This is a genomic window from Streptomyces sp. NPDC006643, from assembly GCF_042870175.1.
In the GTDB taxonomy this organism is placed as follows: domain Bacteria; phylum Actinomycetota; class Actinomycetes; order Streptomycetales; family Streptomycetaceae; genus Streptomyces.
On the sequence record NZ_JBIAHA010000005.1, the window covers coordinates 32,549 to 45,746 of the forward strand.

Below are 13,198 nucleotides of genomic sequence, written 5' to 3' on the forward strand. Positions count from 1 at the left end.
ACGCGGGGCGTGCTGATCGGTTGCGGTCCGAATGAGTGAAGAAACGGTTCAGGTCCGGCGGCGGTGCCGCCGGACCCGCCGTGGCCGGAGGAGCGCTCGGGGGGAGCTCCGGCGGAGGTCAGGCGTTGACGCAGGTGTTGCCGAAGGCCGGGTTGAGCAGGCCGACGACGTCCACCGTGTTCCCGCAGATGTTGAGCGGGATGTGGACCGGAATCTGGATGGCGTTCCCGGAGAGGACGCCCGGGGAGTTGGCCGCGACACCCTCGGCCGAGGCGCCGGAGGCGGAAGCCATGCCGGCGCCGGCGAGGAGAAGGGCGGTGCTCGACGTTGCCAGGACGACGGACTTAGCGACTCGCTTCATCACCATATCCTTTCGATTTACCAATGGTGCGACAGGCTCAACGACCGGGGGCCGTTCGGGAAACGCGCGGGCGCCCGATGAGATTCAAAAGGCCGTGGAACGCGGTTTGAGATCGGCCTGATTCCGGGAAAGCGACTGTGCTTTGGTACGGTCCGCGCGTCTCACGTGATTTTCAGTCCGCGCTCTGTAAGGGTGCACTGGCGATTCATTCCTCGGGTCGGAGAGTCTCTATGCGCGATAGCGCGGTTCATGCTGTAAGGCGCGGTCTGCTGTTCGCCGTGACGGCGACGGTGACCGTGACCGCGGTGGCAATGGCTCCGACCTCGGTTTCCTCTGCCTCGTCCGCCGGGGAGGGCAGCCGAATTCCGTTCGGCGAGCGCTATCACGCGGTCCAGCACGGCGGGATCGTCCGGGCCGCCAACTCGGCCATCACCTGCCGTACCACGGGTGAATTCACCCCGGTCACCCCCGCCGACGCCGCCGCGTGCAGAGCCGCGCGGGACAGCGACACGGCGTCCAACGACCGGTACGACATGTTCTACACAGACCTCGACAAGGACCCGAACACCTACAACTCGACCCGGGGCGAACTGCGCGTGCCGTCCGGCGCGACGGTGAGTTACGCGCGGCTCTACTGGGGCGGCAATCTCCGCGTCGGTGAGCAGAAGCCGCCGCGGGACAACGGCCGTGTACTGATCGCCGAGCCCGGCGGCGCGTACAAGGAAGTCCTGTCCGACACGCTGATCGGCCACCGTACGGCCGGTGGGGCCGATGTCTACCAGGCGTCGGCGGACATCACCCCGCTGGTGCGCTCCGCCGGTTCCGGCATGTACACGGTGGCGCAGATCAATGTCGCGATGGGCCGTACGGCGGCGGGCGCGTGGGGCGGCTGGACGATGGTCGTCGCGTACGAGAGGCCCGAGGATCCGCTGCGTCATCTGACGGTCTGGGACGGCTTCGAGGCGCTCGACGACCGGCATCGCGAACTGCGGGTCGGGCTCGGCCGACTGCCGACGCCCTCGCGCGCCGCGGGCTCCCTCGGGATCGTCTCCTACGACGGGGATCCCGGGACCCGGGGCGACTCGGTGACCGTCGGAACGGGGCGCGGGAAAGCACGTTCGATCGGCGATCGTTCGAATCCGCCACACGATGTGATGAATTCCAGTATCAGCGATACAGGTTCCAATCTGATTAAGCGACAACCCGCTTACAAGAACACTCTCGGATATGACTCCGATGTCTTCGACTTGCGTGAAGCACTCGTCCCGGGAGGCGACACTATGAACGTAAGTTTCCGGACCGGGCGCGACTCGATCTGGCTCGGCGCGTTTTTCCTCGCGGTGGACGCGCGGCGCTGAGCCGGCGTGCTCGGCGGCGCATCAACGCCGCTTCCGGGTTCAACGGATTGATTCCGATCCACGACACCAGAGACCACGAGTGGAGTGAGCTGCGCGTGCGGTCATCAAGGCACAGTCCCGGTCCCGGCTTCACCGTGCTCCATCTCGTCCAGCCGGTCGACGGAGGCGTGGGCCGCGTCGTCACCGATCTCGTCCGCGCGCAAGTCGCCGCCGGGATGCGGGTCGTCGTCGCCTGCCCCGGCCACGGGCCGCTCGCGACGGACGTGGCCGCGCTGGGCGCCGAGACCGAGGTCTGGCACGCGACCCGCGACCCGGGTCTCACACTGCCCGCCGAGGTCCGGCGGGTCGCCGAACTGGCCGCGCGGATCCGCCCCGACGTCGTGCACGCGCACAGCGCCAAGGCCGGCTTCGCCGGACGCCTGGCCGTACGGGGCCGCGTCCCGACCGTGTTCCAGCCGCACGCCTGGTCGTTCGAGGCGGTCAGCGGTACGACGGCGGCCCTCGCCCGGGGCTGGGAACGGCTCGCCGCCCGCTGGACCGCCCGCGTCGTCTGCGTGAGCGAGGCCGAGCGCGACCGGGGGGCGCGCGCCGGGGTACGGGCCTCCTGGTCCGTCGTCCACAACGGCGTCGACGCCGACCGCTTCCGCCCGGCGGACACCGCCGACGGGCCCGCCGCGACCGCCACCGCCACCGCCCGCGCCGCGCTCGCCCCGCTCGCCCAACTCCCGCCGGACACACCCCTCGTCGTGTGCGTGGGCCGGCTCTGCCGGCAGAAGGGCCAGGACATCCTCCTCCGGGCCTGGCCGCTGGTCACCCGCCAACTGCCCCGGGCCCGTCTCGTCCTCGTCGGCGACGGCCCCGACGCCGAGCGGCTGCGCGCGGGCGCCCCGCCGTCGGTGCTCTTCGCCGGGGGCGTCCCCGACCCCGCGCCCTGGTACCGGGCCGCCGACCTCGTCGTACAGCCGTCCCGCTGGGAGGGCATGGCGGTCGCGCCGCTCGAAGCGATGGCCTGCGGGCGCGCCGTACTGCTCAGCGACGTGGACGGGGCGAGCGAGAGCCTGCCGCCCGGCCAGCGGGCGCACTGTCTGACCGCGCCCGGGGACCACACCGCGACGGCGAGTGCGATCACCGCGCTGCTGAACGACCGGCCCCTGCGCGAGACCTTCGCCCGCCAGGGCCGCGAGCACGTACTCAACACCTACGACGTGCGGCGGACCGCGCGCGCCATCGCGGACGTGTACCGCGACGTGGCCGCCGTGCCGCGCTCCGAACGCAGGGAGCCGATCGCCCAGTGACCACGGAAAGCACCAGCGTCCCCGCACCGTCGGGGCGCGGACCGACGGCGCACCCGGCGCGCCCCGGCGCGCGCGGCGCCCCCTCCGGGCTCGGCGCACTCGGACCGGCGACGGTCACGGCCACCGGACAGCCGTCGCTCGGGTTCGCCTCGATGGCGCCGCGCCGCGACACCACCGACCGCGTCGCGCTGCCGCCCCGCCGCCGTACGGCCGCGCCCCTGCGCCGCGCGCTGCCGCTCCTCGCCTCCGACGTCGCCGCGGCACTGCTGTGCACCGTCGCGCTCAGCCCCGAGCAACGCCACCCGGCGCTGATCGCGCAGCTCGTCGTGTACGTCGCCGTCCTCAACGCGTACGCCGGCCTCTACCGTCCCTCGGGACCGTGGACCGCCCTGGACGAACTCCCCGCGCTGGCCGCGCGGATCCTCGTCGCCTGGTGCGCCGCCGCCGCGCTGTTCGCAGCGCTCGTCCCCGCGCACGCGCTCGGCCTCGGCGGCCTGCTGGCCGGCGGCGGCACCCAGTTGCTCGCCGCCTGCGGCTGCCGGGCCGCCGTCCACGCACGCCGGCGGCGCGCGGCGCGCAACCGGCTCAGCTCCGCGCTGATCGTGGGCACGGGCCCGGCCGGGCGGCGGCTCGCCGCGCTGTTCGCCCGGCATCCCGAGTACGGCCTGCGGCCCGTCGGGATCGTCGCCCCCGTACGCGGCGAGGAGCTGCCCTCCGGCACGGACACCGACGCGGACGGCGACGCGGACACCCCCGCCCACCCGCTCCCCGTGCTGACCACCATCGAGGAGATCCACCGCGCCGTCATCCAGAACGGCGTCCAGCAGGCGGTGTTCGCCGAGGGGCCGCGAGACACCGCCGGGACCGACGCCGACCGGTCCGGGCTGGTCGCGCTCTTCCACGAGTACGGCTGCGCCACCTGGTTCGTCGGTGGTGACGAAGGCCGGGGCACGATGGCCCAGCACGTCTGGGGCTTCACCTGCCGCCGGGTCGACCCGCCCGGCGCACGCCGGGGCATCCGCGCCAAGCGCCTCCTCGACATCGCCGTCGCCGGCCCGGTGCTGCTCGCGATCTCACCGGTGCTGCTGGCCTGCGCGCTCGCCGTACGGCTCTTCGACGGCCCCGGTGTGCTGTTCCGTCAGGAACGCGTCGGTCAGCACGGCCGCCCCTTCACCCTGCTGAAGTTCCGCACCCTGCGCCCGGCCGACGACCACGAGTCGGCCACCCGCTGGTCCGTCGCCAACGACCGGCGGATGAGCCCGGTCGGCCATCTCCTGCGCCGCACGTCGATGGACGAACTGCCGCAGATCTGGAACGTCCTGCGCGGCGACATGAGCCTCGTCGGACCCCGCCCCGAACGCCCCTTCTTCGTCGCCAACTTCAGCAAGACCCACCCCGGTTACGCGGCCCGCCACCGGATGCCCGTCGGCATCACCGGTCTCGCGCAGGTCCATGGACTGCGCGGGGACACCTCCATCGAGGACCGCTCCCGATTCGACAACCACTACATCGACCACTGGTCGTTGTGGCAGGACGTGTGCATCATCATCCGAACCGCGCTCTCGCTCGTCCGCCCGGCGGGGAGCTGACGTGGCCGACGCCCCGGGCGCGCTCCTGCTGCCTCCCCGTCCGCCTCTCCGCGCCGGAGCCGACCCCCTCCCGGCCACCGGCCCCCTGCCACCGGACCGGGACGGCGCACTGCGCCGGGCCGCGCCCCTGCTGCCCGTCCTCGCGGTCGTCGCACTCCTCGCCGTCCCGGTGACGGGCCCGGCCGGGGACGGCTCGGCCGGCTCCGGGACGGTGGCCGACGCCGCGTCCGCGCTGCTGGTCGTCTGGTGCCTCGTACGGGTACTGCGCGAGCGCGCCCGGCCGCTGACCCGAACCGCCGCGCTGGTCCTGGGACTTCCGGTGTTCGGCGTCTGCGTCGCCGCCATCACGTCGTACGACCCCGTGGCGAGCCTGCCGGGCGTCGCCCGCTACCTCCAGATCTTCGTCCTGGTGCCCGGTGCGCTGCTGCTGACGATCAGGAACCGCCGGGACTTCCGGCTCGTCGCCTGGTCGATGGTGGCCCTCGCGCTGGTGCAGGGACTCATCGGCGTCGTCCAGTACCTGACCGGCACCGGCGCCTCGTACATGGGCGAGGACGTCCGCGCCGTCGGCACGTTCGGCCCCACCGACGTCATGGGCATGGCCACCGTCGTCTCGTACGGCCTGGTGACGGCCGTCGGTCTGGCCCTGGGCACGCGACCAGGCACCGGCGGCACGCGACCGGGCACCGGCGGGCGGCAGCGCGCCGCCGCGCTCGGCTGCGCCGCACTGCTGTTCCTGCCGCTCGTGCTCTCCTTCAGCCGGGGCGCCTGGATCGCCACGGCCGTCGCCGTCGCGCTGCAACTCGCCCTCTCCGGACCGCGCCGCGCCGCCCGGGTCGCGCTCGTGGCGGCGGCGCTCGGCGTCGTACTCGTCGGCGGACTCGGCATCGGCTCGCAGCTGGTCTCCGAGCGGCTCGGCAGCATCACCGAGGTCACCGAGGCCCCCGACCGGTCGGTCACCGACCGGTACACCATGTGGGCGGCGGCGGCCGGGATGTGGCGCACCGACCCGGTCACCGGCGTCGGGCTCAAAGCCTTCCCCGCCTACCGCGACAGCCACTCCTCGATCGCGCTGTCGTCGGGCAGCGACACGGCCGGCGCGGGGATGGCCTTCCAGCGCCAGCCGCTGCTCTCGCCGCACAACATGTATCTGCTGGTCCTCAGCGAGCAGGGGCTGGTCGGGCTGGTGGCACTGGCCGGGAGCTGGGCGGCGCTGCTCGTCCTCGCCCTGCGCCGGCTGCCCGGCGCGCGACGCACAGGCAGGGGCGCCGACTGCGCGCTCGTCGGCGTCGGACTGCTGATCTGGCAGCTGGTGGACTTCGGTTACGCGGACATCGGCGGGCCGTCCACGGTGCTCACCGCCGTGATGCTCGGCCTGGCCGCGTGGTGGGCGCTGGACCGGCGGGCCGCCGGCGGGGGAGCCGGGCGTGCCGACCGGGCCGGTGCGGCATGAGCGATCTGACCGGCGCGACACAACTGCCGTCCGCCGAACCCGGCAAGGCGGCCGGGCCCGCCGTTCCCGGGCGCCGCCCGCCGCCGCCCGCACCAGAGACCGCGTCGCCCACACCTGAGGCCGTACCACCCGCAGCTGAGGCCGGGCCGCCGGGACCTGAGCCCGCGACGCCGCCCGCGCCCGTCGAGACGACGCCTCACAAGAAGGCCGATTCCCCGACAGCCGATCCGGACAGCGACCGCGGCGGCTATCTCTCCAACAGCTTCCTCGCCCGCGCCGCCCTGCTGACCGCCCTCCTCACCGCCGCCGGCGCGCTGCTCGGGCTCGTACGCGACCAGACCATCGCCCATCTCTACGGCGCCGGCCCCGGCACCGACGCGTTCCTCGTCGCCTGGACCGTTCCCGAAGTCGCCTCGACGCTGCTCATCGAGGACGCGATGGCGCTCATCCTCGTCCCCGCCTTCAGCCTCGCGCTCGCGCGCCGGGCCGCGCGGGAGCCGCTCGCGGCCGACGCGCCGCCCGACAGCGGCGCGTCCGGTCGCGACCCCGTGCACGCCCTGCTGCGGACGACCCTGCCGAGTCTGCTGCTCGCGCTCTGCGTGGGAGCCGTCCTGCTGATGATGGCGGCGCCCTGGGTGGTCGCCCTGCTCGCACCCGGACTGCCGGACACCCAACTGGCCGTCGAATGCACCCGGTTGACCGCCACCTGCGCTTTCAGCTTCGGCATCGCCGGGTATTGCAGCGCCGCGCTGCGGGCGCACGGCAGCTTCGTACCGCCCGCGATGATCTACGTTGCGTACAACATCGGCATCATCGCCACGATGCTGACCCTCAGCGACCGGCTCGGGGTGCGGGCGGCAGCCGCCGGAGTCGCCGTCGGCGGTGTCCTGATGGTCCTCGTCCAGGCGCCGGTCGTCCTGCGCCGACTGCGCGAGCGGCGCGCGACGGCCGAGCGTGCGACGGCGGAGCGCGCCACGACCGAGCGCACGGCGCACGAGCCGTCCGGCGAACAGCCCGGCGGCGCCGGCCGCCCCCTCGTCGCCCTCGGACTCCTCGCCCCCGTCATCGTCTTCGCCCTCACCCGTCAGTCCCAGGTCCTCATCGAGCGCTTCCTCGCCGCGCCCCTGCCCGCCGGCGCCATCTCGCATCTCAACTACGCGCAGAAGGTCGCGCAGATGCCGATGGTCCTGTCCCTGATGCTCTGCACGGTCACCTTCCCGGTCGTCGCGCGCGCCATGGCGGCCGGGGACACCGAACGGGCCGGGCGGCGCGTCGAACGCGACCTCGCCCTCGCCGGTGTCATCGTGCTCGTGGGCGCCGCGACCGTCGTCGCGTGCGCCCCGCAGATCATCGAAATCCTCTTCCAGCGCGGTGCTTTCGACCGGGCGGACACGGCGGCCACCGCCGCCGTGATGCGTGTGTACGCACTGGGGCTGCTCGGCCACACCCTCGTCGGTGCCCTTGTCCGCTGCTACTTCTCCGCCGCCCGTCCCCTGTGGTTCCCGGCGCTCGCGATGCTCCTCGGCCTCGCCCTGACCACGGCGGGCGGCGCCCTGCTCGTCGGTGTCTGGGGCGTCCTCGGCATCGCGGCGGGCAACGCGCTGGGCATCACCGTGACCGCCGTGCTGCTGCTGCACGGCGTCGCCCGCCACAGCGTTCCCGTGCGGGTCCGCCACATGACCGGCGGGCTCGTCAAACTCGGCGCCGCCGCGGGCGCCGCCACCGGCGCCGGCTGGCTCTGCGGCGCTCTCATCCCGGCGCCCGTGCCGGCGGCGCTCGCCGCCTGTCTGGTGGTCGCCGCCGTGTTCCTCGTCATCGCCCGCGCGTTGCAGGCACCCGAGATCGACTCCCTCGTCCGCTCCGCCACACGAAAGTTCGCCAATGTCCGCTGACACGGTCTCCGCAGGCCCCCTGTGGGCAGCCATGTATCACTCGATCACCGACGCGACCGACGACCCCTACCGGGTCACCGTCTCGCCCGGCCGGCTCGACCGGCAGCTGCGCTGGATGCGCCGCCGGGGGCTCACCGGCGTGAGCATGGAGCGCCTGCTGGCCGCGCGCGCGGCGGGCCGCGACGGCGGACTCGTCGGGCTGACGTTCGACGACGGTTACGCCGACTTCCTCACCAACGCCGTGCCGCTGCTGCACCGGTACGAGTTCACCGCCACCGTCTATGTGCTCCCCGGCCGTCTCGGCGGCACCAACGAATGGGACAGCCCCGGCCCGCGCAAGCCCCTCCTCACGGAGGACGGCATCCGCGAGGCAGCGGCGGCGGGCATGGAGGTCGGCTCGCACGGGCTGCGCCACACCGACCTCACCGAGGCCGACGACGTGCTGCTCGACGAGGAGACGCGCGGCAGCCGGGAGGCGCTGGGCGCGATCATCCGTAAGGAGGTGACCGGATTCTGCTATCCGTACGGCACGGTCGACGAGCGCGCCATGGCCGCCGTACGGAACGCCGGTTACCGGTACGCGGTCGGCATCAGCCCCGGCCCGCTCACCGGTCTGTTCGCCCTGCCGCGCGTCCACATCGGCCAGGAGGACACCGCGCCCCGGCTGTTCCTGAAGCGCGCGCTGCACGGCCGCCGCCGCGAGCCGGTCCCCTACGCCGCGTACGGACCCGCCCCCGTCGAAGCGGCCACCGCGCCTGAGGGCGGCGCCCCGTGAAGGTGCTGCACATCATCACCGGCCTCGGCATCGGCGGCGCCGAACAGCAACTGCGCCTGCTGCTCGGCCAGTTGCCCACCGACAGCGCCGTCGTCACGCTCACCAACCCGGGCGCCGTCGCGCGCGGCATCACCGCCGACGGCTTCCGGGTCATGGACCTCGGTATGAGGGGTAACCGCGACCTCGGCGCTCTGCCCCGGCTGACGCGACTGATCAGGGACGGCCGGTACGACCTGGTCCACACGCACCTCTACCGCGCCTGCGTGTACGGACGCCTCGCCGCCCGCCTCGCGGGCGTACGCACCGTCGTCGCCACCGAGCACTCCCTCGGCGCCCACCAGATCGAGGGCCGCCCGCTGACCACCGGCGCCCGCGCCCTCTATCTCGGCAGCGAACGCCTCGGCACGGCGACGGTCGCCGTCTCGACCACCGTCGCGCACCGGCTGCGCCGCTGGGGCGTACACCGCGACCGGATCCATGTCGTGCCCAACGGCATCGACGTGCCCCGCTTCTCCTACGACGAGACGGCCCGGCAGAAGGCACGGGCCGAACTCGGCCTGCCCGCCGACGCGTTCGTGGTCGGCGGCGTCGGCAGGCTCAGTCCGGGCAAACGTTTCGACACCCTCGTCAGGGCCGTCGCCGCACTCCCCGGCGCCCGGCTCCTGCTCGTCGGCGAGGGCCCCGAACGCGACCGGCTGGCCTCCCTGGCTGCGGAGCTGGGGGCGGCCGGCCGCGTCCTGTCGCACGGCGCGTGCGAGGACCCGCCGCCCGATCCCCGTCTCGGCGACGGGCCCGACCTGCCGGGGCTCCTCGCGGCCATGGACGTCTTCGTGTCCACCTCCGAGGACGAGGCGTTCGGGCTCGCCGTGGTCGAGGGCCTGGCCGCCGGGCTGCCCGTCCTGTACGCCACCTGCCCGGCCCTGACGGACCTGCCCGCCGACTCGGCGCCGGGAGCGCGCCAGATCAGCGGGACGGTGGCCGATCTCGTCGCGCGACTGAGCGCGTACCAGCGGCAGTTCGCGGCCGGTGACGACCCCCGCCGACTGCCGGTCCCGCCCGCCGCGCGGCACTACGACATCTCCCGCAGCGCCGAACAGCTGATGTCCGTCTACGACCACGCCCTGCGCCGGAACGGCGGCTCCTCCGAGCGCCCCGTCCGCCGCCCGGCCACCCCCGAGGAGTGAGTTCGACGATGACCGAGAACGAGAGCGGCCCGCCCCCCGCGACCACCCCCGCGGCCACCCGGACCCGCCGCGTCCTGTCGAGGATCAGGGCCCTGCCCGTCTGGTGGATCGTGCCGGTCGGCGCCCTGATCGGGGCGCTCGCGGGCGGCGCGTACGGCACGCTGCGCACCCCGCAGTACTCCGCCACCAGCTATGTACTCGTCGTACCGACCGACAAGACCGACCCGGCCGCCGCGCTCGGTTTCGCGCAGGCGTACGGGCGGGTCGCCTCGCAGGTCGCCGCCGTCGGCGACGCCCAGATCTGGGCCGGGGTCTCCTCGAAGGTCCTCAAGGAGAACGTCACCACCGTCACCTCGCCCGACGCCCCGATGATCTCGGTGACCGCCACGTCGAGCGCCCCGCAGACCGCCGTCAGCATGGCCGACGGCGTCGCGCGCTCGCTGGTCCTCAACGGCACCCAGATGCAGGGCAGTACGAACGTACGCGTGGTCCAGTTCTCCCGGGCGGTCAAGCCCACCGGCCCCGTGTCCCCGTCGGCGCCACTGGCCGCGCTCGTCGGCGCCGCCGCCGGCGGACTGCTCGGCGGACTCGGTCTGCTGGTCCGCCCGAAGCGCCGCACCGCCGAGGTGCGGCACGCACCCGTACCCGGCCCGTCGCCCGCCGCCACGGCGGCCACGGCGCCGGCCGCCGCGACGGCCCCCGTGCCCCAGACGGAAAGCGTGTGATGGCGACGGAATCGACCACCAAGCGCCCCGGGCCGGTCCGCGCCGCGTCCGTCGGCAGAGGCACCTTCACCGCGCTGACCTCCGAGATCTGCCGGGACCCCGGCCGGTTCGGCGCCCTGGCGGCCGAGTGGACCGCGCTCCACCGCCGCTCCGCCACCGCCACCCCCTTCCAGAGCCACGCCTGGCTGCACTCCTGGTGGCTGTCGTACGGCACCCCCGGCCGGCTCCGTGTCGTACTCGTACGGCGTGACGGCGTACTCGTCGCCGCCGCCCCGCTGATGCTGGTCCACCGGCCCTTCCCCGTGCTGGTCCAACTCGGCGGCTCCATCTCCGACTTCTCCGACGTCCTGCTCGACGGCGACCACGCCGACAGCGCGGCCCAGGCGCTCGCGAAAGCCCTCGCCACCGCCGCCCGCACCGCCGTGATCGATCTGCGGGAGGTACGCCCCGGAGCCGACGCCGAACGCGTCTACGACTGCTGGGACGGCCCGCGCGACAGGCTGGCGGACTCGCTCTGCCTGGAGCTGCCCGCCGTACCCATGGACGAACTGCTCGGCCGGCTCCCGTCGTCCCGCGCCCAGCGCGCCAGGGCCAAGATCCGGAAGATCGACTCGCTCGGCGTCGAGGAACGCGTCGTCCCCGTCGAGGAGATCCCGACCGCCGTCGAACGGCTCCTCGGTCTGCACCGCCGCCAGTGGCAGGGGCGCGGCGTCACCCCCGAACACCTCAGCGCTCGCTTCGCCGAGCATCTGACCCGCTCGGCGCGGTCCATGGTCGAGTGCGGCGACGCCGTGGTCACCGAATTCCGGCTCGCGGGCGAGGTGGTGGCCGCCGACCTCACCCTGATGTCACCGCGCCTCGCGGGCGGCTATCTGTACGGCGCCGATCCGGCGCTGCGCGACCGGAAGATCGACGTCGCCACCATGCTGCTGCGCGGGAGCGCCCGGCGGATCAGCGGCGGCGGCACCGGTGGCTGCGCGACGCTGAGCATGCTGCGCGGCAACGAGTCGTACAAACACCACTGGCGTCCGGAGACCGTCCGCAATCAGCGGCTGCTACTGGCGCGCGCTCTGCTGGCACCGTCGTTGCGGCTGGTCGCCGCCCGCGCCGCCGCGCGCGGCCGGGCGGCCGTCCTGGTCAACGAGCGGCTGCCGGCGATGAAGGCGGGCCTGGCGCGGCGGACCCGGCGCGGCGACGGCAAGGGCTGACCCTCGCCGCCGCCGGGCCGGCGACCGGTCAGGAGAGCCAGCGCTCCCAGCCGCCGAAGCGCAGACAGACCTTCTTCCCCAGCAGGGTCTCGATCCACGAACTCAAGGTCAGCGCCTTGCAGTTCGCGGGCGCCTCGGGCTTCGCCGGGGTGGTCGGCTCGGGCGTGGGCTCCGGCGGCGTGGTGGGCTCCGGGTCGGGTGTGACCGGCGGGACGGGCGGGACGCTCGGCTCCGGTTCGGGCCGGGGCTCCGGCTTCAGCCCGTACAGCGCCGTACGGAACACCTTCGACGACCGCGGATTCTCCGCGCACTGCCAGACGCCGTGCGGGCAGTAATCCGTCACCGTGTGATAGAGCGGCCGGTGCTCCTCGATCCACTTGAGCATGCCGCGCATGTAATCGGGATTGTCGCCGTTGCGGAAGAGACCCCATTCCGGATAGGAGATAACCTTTCCATGTTCAGCGGCGAAGTCCACATGCTGACGGAGTCCGAACGGCTCATTCACCTGCTCGTCGAACGTCCGCCCCGGCGGCTGGTCGTAGGAGTCCATCCCCACGATGTCCACGACGTCGTCGCCCGGATAGCACTCGGTCCACGCAATGGCGTCCTTTCCGCGGTTCGGAGCGAAATCGAAACGGAACTCCTGGCCGGGCACCGCGCGCATGGCGCCGACGATCCGCTTCCAGTACGCCTTCCACGCCCGCGGGTCGGGGCCGCAGCGATGGGTGTACGTCGTGCCGTTCATCTCCCAGCCCAGCACGACGACCGTGTCCGGCACCCCGAGCGAGACCAGCCGTCGCGCCAGGACCTCGAAGTGCCGGTCGTAGTCCCCGCGCGCGCCCCGGCGCAGTTCCCGCGCGACGAGCGGGTCCGGGACCCGGCCCTCGTTGCGTTCGAGCATCGGGACGTTGAGCACGAACATCCGGCCGGCACGGGCCTTCTTCCACTCGGCCCAGTCCCGGACGAAGCTCGGACTCCCCTCGATGTTGGACCACACGTCACCGGGGAGGTACGTGTGCCCGACCCGCAGCTCCGTACCGCCCAGCCACTTCTGCATACCGGTGATACGGCGGACACCCTCGGGGCCGTAGTCGAGGTAGGCGCCCATCGCCGGTGAGGTCACCTCCGGCGGTTCGGGACTGCCGGGAGCGTCCGGACCGGCGGCGTAACTCGCCATCGGCAGCGCGGAACCCGAAGCAAGGAGGCCGGCCGTGAGGACACCCAGCCAGGTGCCGATCAGCCGTCGACGTCGATAGGACATGTGTGCTCCTCAAGAGGGGACGCGGTCCGTGTCGCACTGCCGCAAAAGTATTTCTAATGAGCCGATCGGGAATCCGGTCCGGCCTTTCACTAGACCG

Annotated in this window: 11 protein-coding genes; 9 read left to right on the forward strand and 2 right to left on the reverse strand. The window is 73.3% G+C overall.

Annotated features, from left to right (window positions below; translation table 11 throughout):
- Positions 1–118 precede the first annotated feature (118 nt).
- Positions 119–361, reverse strand: coding sequence for a chaplin (locus ACFYNU_RS08455; protein WP_356584266.1), 243 nt, complete (start codon positions 359–361; stop codon positions 119–121).
- Between the two features lie 230 nt (positions 362–591).
- Between ACFYNU_RS08455 and ACFYNU_RS08460 the strand changes: the two genes are divergently transcribed.
- The 9 genes from ACFYNU_RS08460 (at position 592) to ACFYNU_RS08500 (ending at position 11,840) form a co-directional block, all read left to right on the forward strand.
- A complete protein-coding gene (locus ACFYNU_RS08460; protein WP_388765562.1) occupies positions 592–1,719 on the forward strand; it encodes a DUF3344 domain-containing protein in 1,128 nt (375 codons plus the stop codon).
- A 95-nt stretch (positions 1,720–1,814) separates the two neighbouring features.
- Complete coding sequence (locus tag ACFYNU_RS08465; protein ID WP_356584270.1) at positions 1,815–3,014, forward strand: glycosyltransferase; 1,200 nt, start codon at positions 1,815–1,817, stop codon at positions 3,012–3,014.
- Entirely contained in the window at positions 3,011–4,603 is a 1,593-nt protein-coding gene (locus tag ACFYNU_RS08470) for a sugar transferase (protein WP_356584272.1), read from the forward strand. The genes ACFYNU_RS08465 and ACFYNU_RS08470 overlap by 4 nt, the downstream gene beginning before the upstream one ends.
- Position 4,604: 1 nt before the next feature.
- Positions 4,605–6,056 carry an O-antigen ligase family protein gene (locus ACFYNU_RS08475; RefSeq protein ID WP_388765565.1) on the forward strand — a complete coding sequence of 484 codons (1,452 nt, stop codon included), beginning with the start codon at positions 4,605–4,607 and terminating at the stop codon, positions 6,054–6,056.
- Entirely contained in the window at positions 6,053–7,948 is a 1,896-nt protein-coding gene (gene murJ, locus ACFYNU_RS08480) for a lipid II flippase MurJ (protein WP_356584274.1), read from the forward strand. The genes ACFYNU_RS08475 and murJ overlap by 4 nt, the downstream gene beginning before the upstream one ends.
- Positions 7,938–8,723 carry a polysaccharide deacetylase family protein gene (locus ACFYNU_RS08485; protein ID WP_356584276.1) on the forward strand — a complete coding sequence of 262 codons (786 nt, stop codon included), beginning with the start codon at positions 7,938–7,940 and terminating at the stop codon, positions 8,721–8,723. The genes murJ and ACFYNU_RS08485 overlap by 11 nt, the downstream gene beginning before the upstream one ends.
- Positions 8,720–9,907, forward strand: a complete 1,188-nt coding sequence (locus ACFYNU_RS08490; RefSeq protein ID WP_356584278.1) for a glycosyltransferase — start codon at positions 8,720–8,722, stop codon at positions 9,905–9,907. The genes ACFYNU_RS08485 and ACFYNU_RS08490 overlap by 4 nt, the downstream gene beginning before the upstream one ends.
- Before the next feature lie 8 nt (positions 9,908–9,915).
- A complete protein-coding gene (locus ACFYNU_RS08495) occupies positions 9,916–10,632 on the forward strand; it encodes a lipopolysaccharide biosynthesis protein (protein WP_356584280.1) in 717 nt (238 codons plus the stop codon).
- Positions 10,632–11,840 (forward strand): GNAT family N-acetyltransferase, encoded by a 1,209-nt coding sequence (locus ACFYNU_RS08500; protein WP_356584282.1) that lies wholly within the window; start codon positions 10,632–10,634, stop codon positions 11,838–11,840. Before ACFYNU_RS08495 ends, ACFYNU_RS08500 begins: the two co-directional genes overlap by 1 nt.
- Positions 11,841–11,868: 28 nt before the next feature.
- On the opposite strand, the gene ACFYNU_RS08505 is transcribed toward ACFYNU_RS08500, so the two are convergent.
- Positions 11,869–13,101: a glycoside hydrolase family 26 protein gene (locus ACFYNU_RS08505; protein ID WP_388765569.1), complete on the reverse strand. Its 1,233-nt coding sequence runs from the start codon at positions 13,099–13,101 to the stop codon at positions 11,869–11,871.
- Between the last annotated feature and the right edge of the window lie 97 nt (positions 13,102–13,198).

Bases quoted from the DNA above. Each gene is read 5' to 3' on its own strand.
- ACFYNU_RS08455 (WP_356584266.1), bottom strand. From the start codon at position 361: ATGAAGCGAGTCGCTAAGTCCGTCGTCCTGGCAACGTCGAGCACCGCC.
- ACFYNU_RS08460 (WP_388765562.1), top strand. From the start codon at position 592: ATGCGCGATAGCGCGGTTCATGCTGTAAGGCGCGGTCTGCTGTTCGCC.
- murJ (WP_356584274.1), top strand. From the start codon at position 6,053: ATGAGCGATCTGACCGGCGCGACACAACTGCCGTCCGCCGAACCCGGC.
- ACFYNU_RS08485 (WP_356584276.1), top strand. From the start codon at position 7,938: ATGTCCGCTGACACGGTCTCCGCAGGCCCCCTGTGGGCAGCCATGTAT.
- ACFYNU_RS08495 (WP_356584280.1), top strand. From the start codon at position 9,916: ATGACCGAGAACGAGAGCGGCCCGCCCCCCGCGACCACCCCCGCGGCC.
- ACFYNU_RS08500 (WP_356584282.1), top strand. From the start codon at position 10,632: ATGGCGACGGAATCGACCACCAAGCGCCCCGGGCCGGTCCGCGCCGCG.
- ACFYNU_RS08505 (WP_388765569.1), bottom strand. From the start codon at position 13,101: ATGTCCTATCGACGTCGACGGCTGATCGGCACCTGGCTGGGTGTCCTC.